The sequence below is a fragment of the Mycolicibacterium thermoresistibile genome (genome assembly GCF_900187065.1).
Taxonomy (GTDB): domain Bacteria; phylum Actinomycetota; class Actinomycetes; order Mycobacteriales; family Mycobacteriaceae; genus Mycobacterium; species Mycobacterium thermoresistibile.
Genome location: NZ_LT906483.1, coordinates 935,414 through 949,094, shown reverse-complemented (window position 1 = coordinate 949,094; position 13,681 = coordinate 935,414). Strand labels below are relative to the sequence as shown.

The window sequence follows — 13,681 nt, the reverse complement described above, 5'->3', positions numbered from 1 at the left end:
CCCCGACAGTAGGCCGTCAGCCGCGGCCGATATCGACGACCAGCGCCCGGTGGTCGGACACGCCCAGCTCGACCGCGCCGCCGCGGACCGGGCGCAGGGCGGGATCGTCGGTCAGGATGTGGTCGAGCTGGCGGTTCGGCTCGGCGGCCGGAAAGGTGTGGCCGGAGCCGAGCGGACGCAGCCGCGACCACCGCGCCGGGCTGGGCGGGGTCATGTTGAGGTCGCCCATCAGCACCCGCGGGCCCGGAAAGGCCCGCAGATCCCGGATCAGGTGACGCAGTTGGATCCGGTTCCACCCCGGCACGAAGGACAGGTGGGTGTTGGCGACGGTGAGTTCACCGCGCGGGGTGTCCAGTCGGGCGATCATCGCCGCGCGCGGTTCCTCGTCGACGATCCGCACCCGGTTCGGCCCGGGCAGATACATCGGGAACCGCATCGGGATCCGCGGCAGCCGCACCACCTGCCAGTTCAGGGCCGGATACCGGGACAGCAGGGCGATGCCGTAGGCGGCGGTCCCGGGCTGTTCGTCACCGGTGGCGGCCATCCAGGTGGCGCCCGGCGTGCCGGCGATCGCCGCCACGAACCGGTGACTGGTCGCGCCCATCGCCTCGGCGGCCAGGCTGGTCAGGTCGGCCATCTTCGACCGTGGCTGATCACAGTCGACCTCTTGCAGGGCGAGCACATCGGCGTCGAGGTGTTCGACCGACGCCACCAGCCGGTCCGGGTCGACGTCGCCGTCGTGCACGCTGCGACCGTGCAGGATGTTGAATGTCGCGAGCCGCATGGGGTACCAGATACCCACGATCGCCCGCACCCGACTCATGTGGACCGCCGATGCCACCCCGCAGTGAGGATCTCCGCCACGCGCTGAAGCGCGCGGCGTCGGCGTTCAAGGCGCACGGCCCGGGTTTCGCGCTCGGCGGCAGCTATGCGCTGTGGGTGTTCGGCGGGCCGGAACCCGTGCACGACGTCGATTTCGTGGTGGCCGAGGAGGACACCGAGGCGGCCGCGGTGACGCTGCAGAAGGCGGGTTTCCGTATCGAGCGCACCCCGGAGGACTGGCTGTTCAAGGCGTGTGTCGAGGACGATTTCGTCATCGATGTGCTGCACCGGCTCAACGGGGTGCCGGTGTCCGCGGCGATGATCGCGTCGGCCGCCGAACGGGAGGTGCTGGCGCTGCGGATGCCGGTGTTGTCGCCGACGCAGGTGCTGACCGAGAAGCTGACGGCGCTCAACGAGCATCACTGTGATTTCGCGGGGCTGCTGCCCGGGGTACGGGCGGTGCGCGAACAGGTGGACTGGCCTCGGGTCCGGCAGGACACCGCCGGCAACGATTTCGCGCATGCGTTCCTGGTGCTCACCGACCGGCTCGGCATCACCGCGTAGCACCCGCCGAGTTGTTCGCGAGAATTCTGCGTGGATTCGCAATCGCGTTCACGTTCGGCCGGATGCGCGGGTCAGCAGGTCCGCCACCGCCGCGGCGGCCTCAGCGACCTCGGCGGGTTCCAGCACCTCGAACGGCAGACCGGGCGCGGCCAGGTGCAGCACGATGCGTTGCGGGTCGTCGGCACCCGCGGTGACGATGCAGGTGTCCGGCCCATCCGGCTCGATCATCACCGCGGCCGCCGGAAAGTGTTGGGACACCACGCGTTCGGGCGCGCGGAACCGGACCCGCGCGACGTGGCGGTACGGCGATGCGCTGATCGAATGCCGCACGAACTCGGCCGCGTCGGGCGCCGGGCGTGGGGTGAAGGTGCTGCCCAGCGCCCGCACATCGGTCATCCGGTCCAGGCGCAGGCTGCGCCAGTCACCGCGATCCCGGTCGTAGGCCAGCAGGTACCAGCGCCGGCCGGTGGTCACCAGCTGGTACGGCTCGAGCCGGCGCCGGCTGCGGTTGCCGGCGCGGTCGGTGTAGCCGGTGTTGACGTGTTCGTGGTCGCGGCAGGCCCGCGCCAGGGTCATCAGCACGTCGGGCGCCACCGGCTGATCGGGTTGGTTCGGGCCGAGGGTGGTGGTGGCCTCGTGCACCGCCGAGACCTGGGACCGCAGCCGCGCGGGCATCACCTGGTCGAGCTTGCCCAGCGCCCGCAGCGCCGACTCCCCCACCCCGGCGATGCTGCCACCGGCGGCCAGCCGCAGGCACACCGCGACCGCGACGGCCTCCTCAGGGTCGAGCAGCAGCGGCGGCAGCGCCGCCCCCGCACCCAGCTGGTATCCGCCGCCGTGGCCACGGCTGGCGTGCACCGGGTACCCGAGGTCGCGCAGCCGCTCGACGTCGCGGCGGACGCTGCGGGTGGTGACGCCGAGCCGCTCGGCCAGTTCCTCCCCGCTCCACACCCGCCGGGACTGCAGCAGCCCGAGCAGCCGCAGCACCCGGCTCGTCGTCTCCGACACATCCGCAGCCTGCCACATTCAAAGGACAGAAGTTGTCCGCTACCACCCCGGTCACGCGCCGTCCACCCCGAACGCGCGCAACACGACCTTGCGGATCTCGTCGAACCACAACACCACCGACGCCATCGCGATCGCCACCGCCCAGTGCGCGAGATCCAGCGGCGCGGTGCCGAAGGCCACCTGCAGCAGCGGCACATGCACGACGGCCACCTGCAGTGCCGCGCCGAGCGCCACCGCGGCCCACAACCAGGGGTTGCTGAACGGCCGCCGGAAGGCGCTGGAGGTTTCCGAGCGGGAGTTGAAGCTGTTGAACAGCTGGGCGAACACCAGCGTGGTGAACCCCGCGGTGCGGGCCACGTCCAGCGAGTCCGAACCCTCCACCAGCCCGCCGGGCAGGAAGATGTCCATGGTCAGCAGCGTGACCGCGGCCATCACCAGGCCTATCGACATGATGCCGGCCCACATGTGGCCGTCGATGATGCGGTCGCCGGGCCGCCGCGGTCCGCGCGCCATCACATCGTCGACCTCGGGGTCCACTCCCATGGCCAGGGCCGGGGTGGAGTCGGTGATCAGGTTGATCCACAGGATCTGGGTCGCCAGCAGGGGCACCACGATCGTCTCCCCCGCCCCCGCGGTGAGGCCGATGTATCCGGCCAGCAGCACGCCGAAGAAGACGGTGAAGACCTCACCCATGTTCGACGACAGCAGGTACCGCAGGAACTTCTTGATGTTGTCGAAGATGATGCGGCCCTGGCGCACCGCCGCCACGATGGTGGCGAAGTTGTCGTCGCCGAGGATCATCGTGGCGGCTTCCTTGGTGACCTCGGTGCCGGTGATGCCCATCGCCACGCCGATGTCGGCGGATTTCAGCGCCGGGGCGTCGTTCACGCCGTCGCCGGTCATCGCCACGACGTGCCCCTGCAGTTGCAGCGCGTCGACGATCCGCAGTTTGTGCTGGGGCGCCACCCGCGCGTAGACCGATGTCCGCGCCGTCACCTCGAGCAGTTCCCGATTCGACAGGTCGTCCAGTTCGGCGCCGGTGATCGCGGCCCGGCCGGCCCCCGGTTCGGCTCCCGCGTCGATCAGGCCCAGGTCCTCGGCGATGCGCACCGCGGTGCGGGGATGGTCGCCGGTGATCATCAGCACCCGGATACCGGCCCGCCGGGCCATCGCGACGGCGTCCGGGACCTCGTCGCGCGGCGGGTCGATGATGCCGACCACGCCGACGTAGACCAGGTCGTCTTCCACCTCGTCGCTGATCCCGGAGGCCTCGTCGCCGATCCCGGGGCCGTCCGGGTCGTCGGGCAGGTCCGGTTCGCCGATGCGGCGGTAGGCGACGGCCAGCGTGCGGAACCCCTGCGCGGACAGTTCGTCGACGTCGGCGAGCGCCCGGGCGCGCCGCTCATCGTCGAGCGGGACGATGTCGTCGCCGAGCTGCAGTGCGGCGCAGCGCCGCAGCAGCACATCGGGGGCGCCCTTGGTGACCAGGGTGGGCGGTTCGTCCTCGGCCCGGCCGAGCACCGACATCATCTTGCGTTCGGAGGTGAACGGGATCTCGGCCCGCCGGCGGAAGGCGCGGGCCAGCTCGGTGGCGTCGGCCAGCTTGTGCGCGGCGACGAGAAAAGCCGCCTCGGTGGGGTCGCCCTGGATCTCCCAGGTGTCGTCGCGGCGGTGCAGCTGGGCATTGTTGGCGATCGATCCGCCGGCGATGACCAGGCTCACCTCGCGGGCGAGTCGCGGATCGGTCAGCGCTTTCCCGTCGAGCAGGGCGGTGCCGTCCGGGCGGTAGCCGACGCCGGTGAGTTCGACCTCGCCGGACGCCGTGCGGATCCGCTGGATCGTCATCTCGTTCTTGGTCAGCGTGCCGGTCTTGTCGGTGGCGATGACCGAGGCCGAACCGAGCGTCTCCACCGAGTGCAGCTTCTTGACGACGGCGTTGCGCCGGGTCATCCGCTGCACCCCGATGGCCAGCACCACCGAGAGGATGGCCGGCAGACCTTCGGGGACCGCGGCGACCGCCAGGGCCACCCCGAGCAGCAGCACGGTGACGAACTCGTCGACGGTGTCCACGTCGTTGACGGCCGCGGTGAGGACCATGACCGCGACCGCGATCGCGATGACGGTGACCCCGAGCAGCTTGCTGACCCAGGTGATCTCCTTCTGCAGCGGGCTGGGTTCTTCCTCGGTGGCCTCGAGCAGCTCGGCGATGGCGCCCGCCTCGGTGCGCATCCCGACGCCGGTGACCACGGCCCGGCCGACGCCCTGGACCACCGCGGTGCCCTTGAAGACCATGTTTCTCCGGTCGCCCAACGGCACCCGTCGCGGCAGGGTGGCGGCGTTCTTGGTGACGGCTTCGCTCTCCCCGGTCAGCGCGGCTTCCTGGACGCGCAGCGCGGTGGCCGACAGCACGCGGGCGTCGGCGCCGACGGCGTCGCCCTCGTTCAGCACGAGGATGTCGCCGCGGACGAGTTCGTGCGACGGCACGGTGGTCAGCCTCCCGTCGCGCAGCACCGTGGCGCGGGTTTCGGTCATCGACTGCAGCGCCGCGACCGCGTTCTCGGCGCGGTGCTCCTCGACGAACCCGAGGACGGCGTTGAGCATGAGGACGACGGAGATCACCACCGCGTCGATCGGCACACCCCGGGCGCCCTCGGCCGCCCACGCCAGCAACGAGATCGCGACGGCCACCAGCAGCAGGTAGACAAGCGGATCCTGGAACTGGGCCAGGAATCGGCGCCATCCGGGCAGCGGCGGTTTCGCCCGCAGCTCGTTGGGCCCGTCGACCCGCAGCCGGCGCGCGGCCTCGGCCGTGCTCAACCCGACCGCGGGGTCGACGCCCAGTTCGCGGGCGATGTCGGCGGCATCTCGCAGGGCCGGATCGGGGGTCGGATCCGGTGCCGCGACGACGGGTGCAGCCACCTCGTCAACGCTATGCGAAAAACGCCCGAATCCGACGGACATCTGAGGACCGTTTCTGTCCGGTAGTCCTGGCATCGTGACTGCCATGACGGACTGGAGCGCCCACCTCGCCGACCAACTCGACTGGCACTGGACCCGACAACTTCGACCACGGCTCGACGGACTGACCGATGCCGAGTACTTCTGGCAACCGGTGCCGGACTGTTGGACGGTGCATCCGGACGGTTCGGTCGACTTTCACCACCCGCCACCGGACCCCGCGCCGTTCACCACGATCGCGTGGCGGCTGGCGCACGTCATCGTCGGGGTGCTCGCGGTGCGCAACCACGCGCATTTCGGCGGACCCGAAGCCGACTATCAGAGCTGGGACTACGCCACCGACGCGGCCACCGCGCTGCACCAGCTCGACGACGCCTATCGGGACTGGGTCACCGGTGTCCGTAGTCTGTCCGCCGATGCGTTGTGGCGACCGGTCGGTCCGGCGGAGGGCCCGTGGGCGGAGCAGCCCATGATCACGCTGGTTCTGCACATCAACCGTGAGGTCATTCACCACGGAGCGGAGATCGCTTGTCTCCGTGATCTTTACGCACACCGGAAGGGGAACTGACATGCCCGGAATGCCACCACCAGCCGGCACCGAACGCGAAAGCCTGCTGCACTTCCTGGCGTTTCAGCAGAATGCGTTCATCGCCGCGGCGTACGGCCTGACCGACGAACAAGCCCGTTCCACCCCGTCGGTGAGCGCGCTGTCCATCGGCGGACTGGTCAAGCATGCCGCCGGAGTGCAGCGGGGCTGGGTCGAGCGGGCAGCGGCCGCACCGGATTTCCCACCACCGGATCCGCGGCCGATGGAGGAGGTGATGGCCGCCTACGCCGACGAGTACGTGATGGGCCCCGATGAGACGCTGGCCGGTCTGCTCGACCGGTTGCGTGCGCAGAACGCCGAGACGCTGCGGATTCTGGGTGAGAAGGACCTCGACACCCCGGTGCCGATCCCGCGGGAGATCCCGTGGTTTCCGCGCGACGTCGACCACTGGTCGGTGCGCTGGGTGATCCTGCACCTGATCGAGGAGCTGTCCCGGCATGCCGGGCACGCCGATATCATCCGCGAATCCATAGACGGCGCAACGATGTACGAGTTGATGGCGGCCGCGGAAGGCTGGCCGGAGACGGAATGGCTCAAACCCTGGCGACCGGGTCAGCGGCCCAGCACCAGCCGCAGCGCGTAGTCGACCACCCGGTCCAGATCGTCGCCCAGGTTGCCGGCCAGCCACTGCTGGGCCAGTTCGGCCATCGCGCCGGTGTACATCGCGGCGCCGACCTGGGCGGCCACCGGATCGGATTTCGGATGCAGCCGCCAGCCCTCGGTGAGCACCGCCTCCCGCAGCTGGTCCTGGGTGGCCGCGCGGCGGGCGGCCAGCACCGGGTTGGCCCGGGCATCGGTGAACAGGATCCGGCCCCGCCGCGGATCGGCCGAGCTGAACCCCAGCACGGCGACGATCCCGGCGCGGGTGCGGGCCCGCAGTGAGTCCCCCGCCCCCTCGCCGGCCCCCTCGACAGCTGCGGCCATGGCGGTCTCCACCTCGGCCGCCAGTTGCGCGCTGACCTCGTCGTAGACCGCGCCGAGCAGCTCGTCGACGTCGGCGAAGCTCTCGTAGAAGTAGCGGCTGTTGAGCTCGCTCTCCCGGCACACCGACCGCACCGAGAGCGCGGCCTCACCCCCCTCGCCGAACAGCCGGTACGCCGCGGCGATCAGCAGGGCGCGCCGTTCGGCGCGACGGTCGGTCAACGGAACCCCGGCCCACCGGGTGGGACTGGTCATCACCTCAGCTTAGGTCTGGATACACCCGTACCCAACGGGGTAGTCTGGTCACACCTGTAACCACACTTCGCGGAAGGACCCCGCCGTGATCCTGCTGCCCCATCAGTTCATCGGCGAATTTCTCAATCAGCGGTTCGACAGGGACATCCGGCGGAACTACTTCCGCGGAATGGAGTTCGCCGAGCCGGCCGGCGATCCGGGCTGGTTCGGTCCGGGCAGCGCGGTGTGGCATGTGCACTCGCACATGCAGACCCTGATCTTCGGTCTGCAGTGCGCGGCGTTCATGGAACGTCTCGACCCCTCCATCTACTGGATGGGGATGCACCACTCCCGGCTGGTCAAACGCGACGAGAACGGGGTGGCCCGCCCGGAGATCGACCCGAAGGGCGCCGCGGTGCGCCTCGGGCATTCCATCGCGTTCTTCATCGGCACCGCCTACGGGTCGACCGAGACCGCCGAACGCCTCGCGCAGACGGTGCGGGCCATGCACCACACCATCAAGGGCACCCGGCCCGACGGCGCCCGCTACGACGCCGACGATCCGGAGTGGTTGCGCTGGAACTACGCCACGGTGGTGTGGGGGCTGGCCACCGCGCACGAGCTGTATCACCCGAACCCGCTGCGGGGGAAGGCCATCGACCGCTACTACGGCGAGTTCGTGCGGGTCGGCCACGCACTGGGCGGCACCGATCTGCCGACCACCAAGGCCGAGACGCTCGAATGCCTGGAGTCCTATCTGCCGCGGCTGGCGGTCACCCACGGCACCGCCCTGGCCACCGGCCCGGATTTGCCGCTGCCACAGGCCGCGATCAACTGGGCGATCCGCGACACCATGCCGAAGTGGGCCAAACAGCTGATCCAGCACAAGGACCCCAACATCGTCGAACGCACCGCCCGCCGCGCGATGGTGTGGTCGGTGATCAACGGTCTGCATCTGGCGCAGGGCCCGATCCCGGAGTTCCGGCAGGCCCGGGCGCGCGTCGCCGACGGTGTCGATCCCGTGCTGGCGCCGCACACCCTGCCGCGGTACCGGCCCGGCGACGATCCGGTGCGCAGTCGCGAGGAGATCGAGCGCGAGTTCGCCCACGCCTGAGATCCGGCCCGAGTTCCGGTCCTGCCGAGTGCGGTTTTTTGCCTCGTCCCGCTTTTTGGGACACTGGCCAACATGAGTACCACCAAGCACCGCGAGGTAGCCAAGCTCGACCGGGTGTCGTTGCCGGTTGAGGCGGCCCGGATCGGTGCCACCGGTTGGCAGATCGCCCGCACGGGCGCCCGAGTCGTCACCAGGCTTCCCAGCCGTGGCTCCCTACAGCAGAAGGTCATCAAAGAGCTCCCCAAGACGTTCTCCGACCTGGGGCCGACGTATGTGAAGTTCGGCCAGATCATCGCGTCCAGCCCGGGTGCGTTCGGGGAGCCGCTGAGCCGGGAGTTCCGCAGCCTGCTGGACCGGGTGCCGCCGGCCGACCCGACGGCCGTGCGCAAACTGGTCCGGCAGGAGCTCGGCGCCGACCCGTCCGAGCTGTTCAAGCACTTCGACGACAAGCCGTTCGCGTCGGCGTCGATCGCCCAGGTGCACTACGCCACCCTGCACAGCGGTGAGGAGGTGGTGGTCAAGATCCAGCGGCCGGGTATCCGCCGCCGGGTCACCGCCGACCTGCAGATCCTCAAGCACGGCGCCCGGTTGGTGGAGCTCGCCAAACTGGGCCGGCGGCTGTCCGCCCAGGATGTGGTCGCCGACTTCGCCGACAACCTCGCCGAGGAGCTGGACTTCCGGCTGGAGGCCCAGTCGATGGACACCTGGGTGGCGCACATGCACGCCTCCCCGCTCGGCAAGAACATCCGGGTGCCGCAGGTGTACTGGGATCTCACCAGCGAGCGGGTGCTCACCATGGAACGGGTCTCCGGGGTGCGCATCGACGATGTGGCCGCGCTGCGCAAGAAGGGCTTCGAGGGCACCGAGCTGGTCAAGGCGTTGCTGTTCAGCCTGTTCGAGGGCGGGCTGCGGCACGGCCTGTTCCACGGCGACCTGCATGCCGGCAACCTGTACGTCGACGATGACGGCAAGATCGTCTTCTTCGACTTCGGCATCATGGGCCGCATCGATCCGCGCACCCGCTGGCTGCTGCGTGAGCTGGTGTACGCGCTGCTGGTGAAGAAGGACCACGCGGCCGCCGGCAAGATCGTCGTGCTGATGGGCGCGGTGGGCACCACCAAACCCGAAGCGCAGGCCGCCAAGGACCTGGAGAAGTTCGCGACCCCGCTGACCATGTCCACCCTCGGCGACATGAGCTACGCCGAGATCGGCCGGCAGCTCTCGGCGCTGGCCGAGGCGTACGACGTCAAGCTGCCGCGGGAGCTGGTGCTGATCGGCAAACAGTTCCTCTACGTCGAGCGGTACATGAAGCTGCTCGCGCCGAAGTGGCAGATGATGTCCGATCCCGAGCTGACCGGCTATTTCGCCAACTTCATGGTGGACATCAAGCGCGAACACGACGCCAAGGCCGACGAGCTCGAGGTCTGATCCGCCGATGCAGATCCGCACCGGATTCGCGAACGTCGACGGTTCCCCGGAGCCGGTCGACCTCTACTACGAGGACCTGGGTGACCCGGCCGATCCGCCGGTGCTGCTGATCATGGGGCTGGGCGCGCAGCTGATCCTGTGGCGCGACGGCTTCTGCCGCAAACTCGTCGAGCGGGGGCTGCGGGTGATCCGGTTCGACAACCGCGATGTCGGCCTGTCCAGCAAGCTCGACGGACGCCGGGAACGCACACCGCTGCCGTGGCGCATGCTGCGGTCGTTCGCGGGGCTGCCCAGCCCGGCCGTCTACACCCTGGAGGACATGGCCGACGACGCCGCCGGGCTGCTGGACCATCTGCAGATCGACGCGGCGCACATCGTCGGCGCCTCGATGGGCGGCATGGTGGCCCAGGTGTTCGCCGGCCGCCACGCGCACCGGACCAGATCGCTCGGGGTGATCTTCTCGAGCAACAATCGGCCGTTCCTGCCGCCGCCGGGACCGCGGCAGCTGCTGTCGATCATCACCGGGCCGGCACCGGACGCGCCCCGCGACGAGGTCATCGAGAACGCGGTCAAGGTCGGCCGGCTCAACGGGAGCCCCGCCTATCCGGTGCCGGACGAGCAGCTGCGTGCCGACGCGGCGACCGCCTTCGACCGGTCGTATCACCCGGTCGGGGTCGCCCGGCAGTTCGACGCCATCCTGGGCAGCGGCAGCCTGCGACGCTACAACCGGCGCACCACGTCGCCGACGGTGGTCATCCACGGCCGCGCCGACAAACTCATGCGGCCGACCGGGGGCCGCGCGGTGGCGCGGGCCATTCCGGGAGCGCGGCTGACGCTGTTCGACGGGATGGGGCACGACCTGCCCGAGCCGCTGTGGGACGAGATCGTCGCGGAGCTCGACAAGAACATCACCGCAGGCCGCTGACCTGCCCCGCGGCACCGGAATTGCGTCCGGGCCTGTGACCGGCGTTACAATCGCCGATCGGATGAGGATTTGACGTCGTCACTGCCGACGCCGCCGGATTCCTGATTGCCCGGAGGGGGGCAGGCCATGGCCGAACCGGCGAAAAAACTGAAGCCGCACTTTGCAGACGTACAAGCGCATTACGACCTGTCCGATGAGTTCTTCGGGCTGTTCCTGGATCCGACGCGGACCTACAGCTGCGCCTATTTCGAGCGCGACGACATGTCCCTCGAGGAGGCGCAGCTGGCCAAGATCGACCTGGCACTGGGCAAGCTCGGCCTGCAACCGGGCATGACGCTGCTCGACATCGGCTGCGGGTGGGGGTCGACCATGCTGCGGGCGCTGGAGCGCCACGACGTCGACGTCGTCGGTCTGACGTTGAGCGCCAACCAGCACGCCCATGTGGAGCAGCTCCTGGCCGACTCGCCCAGCCGGCGCAGCAGGCGGGTGCTGTTGCGGGGCTGGGAGGAGTTCGACGAACCCGTCGACCGGATCGTGTCGATCGGGGCGTTCGAACACTTCGGCCACGACCGGTATGACGACTTCTTCGCCACCGCGCACCGGCTGCTGCCGGACGACGGGGTGATGTTGCTGCACACCATCACGGCGTTGACGGTGCCGCAGATGGTGGACCGCGGCATCCCGTTGACCTTCGAGGTCGCGCGGTTCGTCAAGTTCATCCTCACCGAGATCTTTCCGGGTGGCCGGCTGCCGTCGATCGAGAAAGTCGAGGACCATTCCGGCGCGAACGGGTTCACCCTGACCCGCAGGCAGTCACTGCAGTCGCACTACGCCCGCACGCTGGATCTGTGGGCGGAGGCGCTGCAACAGCACCGCGAGGAGGCGATCACCGTCCAGTCCGACGAGGTCTACGACCGCTACATCAAGTACCTGACCGGATGCGCCAAGGGCTTCCGGGTCGGTTATATCGACGTCAACCAATTCACGCTGCAGAAATAGAAATATCCCGGGGGCGCCTGTTGCTGACACCGCAATCGAGGTCGAGCGAGTATCGTCCGGTTCAGCCAGTGAGCGATTTTCTGGCGAACGCTCCCGCGTCCCGCTCATCAGAAAGGCTCAATATGGTCAACGCTTCGACAGCACACCGCGAGGACATTCGTCGCCAATTCGACAATGTGCAGTCCCATTACGACGTATCGAACGAATTCTTCGCACTGTTCCTCGATCCGTCGATGACATACAGTTCCGCCTATTTCGAACGCGACGATATGACGCTGGAAGAAGCGCAGTTGGCCAAACTGGATCTGTCACTGGACAAATTGCGTCTGGAGCCGGGAATGACCCTGCTCGACATCGGATGTGGCTGGGGCGCGACGATGAAGCGGGCGCTCGAGCGCTACGACGTCAACGTCATCGGCCTGACGCTCAGCGAGAATCAGGTCGAGTACTGCACCGCCCTGCTCGACACGGTCGACACGGACCGTTCCCACCGGGTGCTGTTGAGCGACTGGGCGGACTTCGACGAACCGGTGGACCGCATCATCACCATCGAGGCGTTGGAGCATTTCGGTTTCCACCGTTATGACGATTTCTTCTCCTACGCGTTCAACGCGCTGCCCGACGACGGCGTGATGTTGCTGCATGCGATCACCGCGCTGACCGGGAAACAAATCGTCGAACGCGGTCTGCCGGTGACTTTCGAACTGGCCCGGTTCATCAAGTTCGTCGTCACCGAGATCTTCCCCGGCGGCCGGCTGCCGACCATCGAGAAGGTCGAGGAGCACACCGCCAGGGCCGGGTTCACCGTGACCCGCAACCAGTCGCTGCGGTCGAGCTTCCAGCGCACCGTCGAACTGTGGGCGGAGGCGCTCGAGGCCCGCCGCGACGAGGCTGTCGCGATCCAGTCCGAGGAGGCGTACGACCGGTACATGCACTTCCTCACCGGCACGGCAAAGGGGTTCCGGATGGGGTATATCGACGTCAACCAATTCACCCTCGAGAAGGCAGCGACGTGATCGGTGACGCTGGTGAGAACACGTGGCCGGATCGTTTCCGGATCACGGTTTTCAAGATCGCCGTACCAGGTAGGGTGCGGTGCATCGACAAGCAGGTGAGTCGCGCCCGAGATCGTCCATTTCACGCGTAAGGGGCTGTCATGTCTACAAAGTCAGTCGGCACTGCCGAAATGCGACCGCACTTCGAAGACATTCAGGCGCACTACGATCTGTCTGACGACTTCTTCGGCCTGTTCCAGGATCCGACCCGGAAATACAGCTGCGGATACTTCACCGGACCGGACGCCACGCTGTCCGACGCGCAGATCGCCGATGTCGACCTCAACCTCGACAAGCTCGACCTCAAGCCGGGGATGACCCTGCTCGACATCGGGTGCGGTTGGGGTCTGACCCTGCGGCGGGCGATCGAGAAGTACGACGTCAACGTCATCGGCCTGACGTTGTCGAGGAATCAGCAGGCGTACTGTACGCAGCTGCTGGAGCAGCTCGACACGAATCGCAGCTTCGACGTCCGGCTGATGGGTTGGGAGCAGTTCCACGACCCGGTCGACCGGATCGTGTCGATCGAGGCGTTCGAACACTTCGGCTTCGAGCGCTACGACCACTTCTTCCGGAACTGCTACGACATCATGCCCGACGACGGCCGGATGACGATCCAGAGCAGCGTCGGCTACCACCCGGACAATCTGCGCGCCCGCGGCAAGAAGCTGACGTTCGAGCTGGCCCGGTTCATCAAGTTCATGATCACCGAGATCTTCCCGGGCGGTCGCATCCCGACCACCGAGATGATGGTGGAACACGGCGAGAAGGCCGGATTCGTGGTGCCGGAGACGATGTCGCTGCGCAACCACTACATCAAGACGCTGGGCATGTGGGCCGATGCGCTGGAGCGGAACAAGGAACGCGCCATCGCCATCACCGACGAGGAGAACTACCACCGCTACATGCGGTATCTGCGGGGCTGCCAGTACTACTTCATCGACGAGTGCATCGACGTCAGCCTCGTCACCTACCTCAAACCCGGCGCGGTCCGCTGACGCCCCGGTTCCGCAGGGTTCCGGTCACGCCGGCCCTGCGGAGTCCGG

General features: G+C 68.3%; 13 protein-coding genes. 9 read left to right on the top strand and 4 right to left on the bottom strand.

Going from position 1 to position 13,681, the window contains the following annotated elements:
* Positions 1 to 16 precede the first annotated feature (16 nt).
* On the bottom strand, positions 17 to 784 hold the full coding sequence (locus CKW28_RS04310; protein ID WP_003926008.1) for an endonuclease/exonuclease/phosphatase family protein: 768 nt from the start codon (positions 782 to 784) through the stop codon (positions 17 to 19).
* A gap of 50 nt (positions 785 to 834) precedes the next feature.
* Here CKW28_RS04310 and CKW28_RS04305 point away from each other — a divergent pair, with 50 nt between their 5' ends.
* Positions 835 to 1,386, top strand: a complete 552-nt coding sequence (locus CKW28_RS04305) for a nucleotidyltransferase family protein (RefSeq protein ID WP_003926007.1) — start codon at positions 835 to 837, stop codon at positions 1,384 to 1,386.
* A gap of 48 nt (positions 1,387 to 1,434) precedes the next feature.
* On the opposite strand, the gene CKW28_RS04300 is transcribed toward CKW28_RS04305, so the two are convergent.
* Both CKW28_RS04300 and CKW28_RS04295 read right to left on the bottom strand, forming a co-directional pair.
* Positions 1,435 to 2,394 carry a helix-turn-helix transcriptional regulator gene (locus CKW28_RS04300; RefSeq protein WP_040547076.1) on the bottom strand — a complete coding sequence of 320 codons (960 nt, stop codon included), beginning with the start codon at positions 2,392 to 2,394 and terminating at the stop codon, positions 1,435 to 1,437.
* 51 nt (positions 2,395 to 2,445) lie between these two features.
* Complete coding sequence (locus tag CKW28_RS04295; RefSeq protein ID WP_003926005.1) at positions 2,446 to 5,313, bottom strand: cation-translocating P-type ATPase; 2,868 nt, start codon at positions 5,311 to 5,313, stop codon at positions 2,446 to 2,448.
* Positions 5,314 to 5,398: 85 nt separating this feature from the next.
* Between CKW28_RS04295 and CKW28_RS04290 the strand changes: the two genes are divergently transcribed.
* Together CKW28_RS04290 and CKW28_RS04285 are read left to right on the top strand one after the other, a co-directional pair.
* A complete protein-coding gene (locus tag CKW28_RS04290; RefSeq protein WP_003926004.1) occupies positions 5,399 to 5,920 on the top strand; it encodes a DinB family protein in 522 nt (173 codons plus the stop codon).
* Between the two features lies 1 nt (position 5,921).
* Entirely contained in the window at positions 5,922 to 6,542 is a 621-nt protein-coding gene (locus CKW28_RS04285; protein WP_040547075.1) for a DinB family protein, read from the top strand.
* On the opposite strand, the gene CKW28_RS04280 is transcribed toward CKW28_RS04285, so the two are convergent.
* Entirely contained in the window at positions 6,512 to 7,135 is a 624-nt protein-coding gene (locus CKW28_RS04280; RefSeq protein WP_003926002.1) for a TetR/AcrR family transcriptional regulator, read from the bottom strand. The genes CKW28_RS04285 and CKW28_RS04280 overlap by 31 nt on opposite strands.
* A gap of 88 nt (positions 7,136 to 7,223) precedes the next feature.
* Here CKW28_RS04280 and CKW28_RS04275 point away from each other — a divergent pair, with 88 nt between their 5' ends.
* From CKW28_RS04275 to CKW28_RS04250, 6 genes are all read left to right on the top strand, one after another.
* Positions 7,224 to 8,228, top strand: coding sequence for an oxygenase MpaB family protein (locus CKW28_RS04275; RefSeq protein WP_040547573.1), 1,005 nt, complete (start codon positions 7,224 to 7,226; stop codon positions 8,226 to 8,228).
* 72 nt (positions 8,229 to 8,300) lie between these two features.
* The gene (locus tag CKW28_RS04270; protein WP_003926000.1) at positions 8,301 to 9,656 is read left to right on the top strand and encodes an ABC1 kinase family protein; all 1,356 of its coding nucleotides are present in this window, start codon (positions 8,301 to 8,303) and stop codon (positions 9,654 to 9,656) included.
* A gap of 7 nt (positions 9,657 to 9,663) precedes the next feature.
* Entirely contained in the window at positions 9,664 to 10,581 is a 918-nt protein-coding gene (locus tag CKW28_RS04265) for an alpha/beta fold hydrolase (RefSeq protein WP_003925999.1), read from the top strand.
* Positions 10,582 to 10,707: 126 nt separating this feature from the next.
* Entirely contained in the window at positions 10,708 to 11,580 is an 873-nt protein-coding gene (locus CKW28_RS04260) for a cyclopropane mycolic acid synthase family methyltransferase (protein ID WP_003925998.1), read from the top strand.
* Positions 11,581 to 11,702: 122 nt separating this feature from the next.
* Positions 11,703 to 12,596: a cyclopropane mycolic acid synthase family methyltransferase gene (locus CKW28_RS04255; protein WP_040547074.1), complete on the top strand. Its 894-nt coding sequence runs from the start codon at positions 11,703 to 11,705 to the stop codon at positions 12,594 to 12,596.
* 140 nt (positions 12,597 to 12,736) lie between these two features.
* Positions 12,737 to 13,633: a cyclopropane mycolic acid synthase family methyltransferase gene (locus tag CKW28_RS04250; protein ID WP_040547073.1), complete on the top strand. Its 897-nt coding sequence runs from the start codon at positions 12,737 to 12,739 to the stop codon at positions 13,631 to 13,633.
* Positions 13,634 to 13,681 lie beyond the last annotated feature (48 nt).

Excerpts from the sequence above, each read along its gene's own strand:
- CKW28_RS04305 (WP_003926007.1), top strand. The coding sequence starts at position 835 with ATGCCACCCCGCAGTGAGGATCTCCGCCACGCGCTGAAGCGCGCGGCG.
- CKW28_RS04310 (WP_003926008.1), bottom strand. The coding sequence starts at position 784 with ATGCGGCTCGCGACATTCAACATCCTGCACGGTCGCAGCGTGCACGAC.
- CKW28_RS04280 (WP_003926002.1), bottom strand. The coding sequence starts at position 7,135 with ATGACCAGTCCCACCCGGTGGGCCGGGGTTCCGTTGACCGACCGTCGC.
- CKW28_RS04290 (WP_003926004.1), top strand. The coding sequence starts at position 5,399 with ATGACGGACTGGAGCGCCCACCTCGCCGACCAACTCGACTGGCACTGG.
- CKW28_RS04260 (WP_003925998.1), top strand. The coding sequence starts at position 10,708 with ATGGCCGAACCGGCGAAAAAACTGAAGCCGCACTTTGCAGACGTACAA.
- CKW28_RS04255 (WP_040547074.1), top strand. The coding sequence starts at position 11,703 with ATGGTCAACGCTTCGACAGCACACCGCGAGGACATTCGTCGCCAATTC.
- CKW28_RS04265 (WP_003925999.1), top strand. The coding sequence starts at position 9,664 with ATGCAGATCCGCACCGGATTCGCGAACGTCGACGGTTCCCCGGAGCCG.
- CKW28_RS04250 (WP_040547073.1), top strand. The coding sequence starts at position 12,737 with ATGTCTACAAAGTCAGTCGGCACTGCCGAAATGCGACCGCACTTCGAA.
- CKW28_RS04285 (WP_040547075.1), top strand. The coding sequence starts at position 5,922 with ATGCCCGGAATGCCACCACCAGCCGGCACCGAACGCGAAAGCCTGCTG.
- CKW28_RS04270 (WP_003926000.1), top strand. The coding sequence starts at position 8,301 with ATGAGTACCACCAAGCACCGCGAGGTAGCCAAGCTCGACCGGGTGTCG.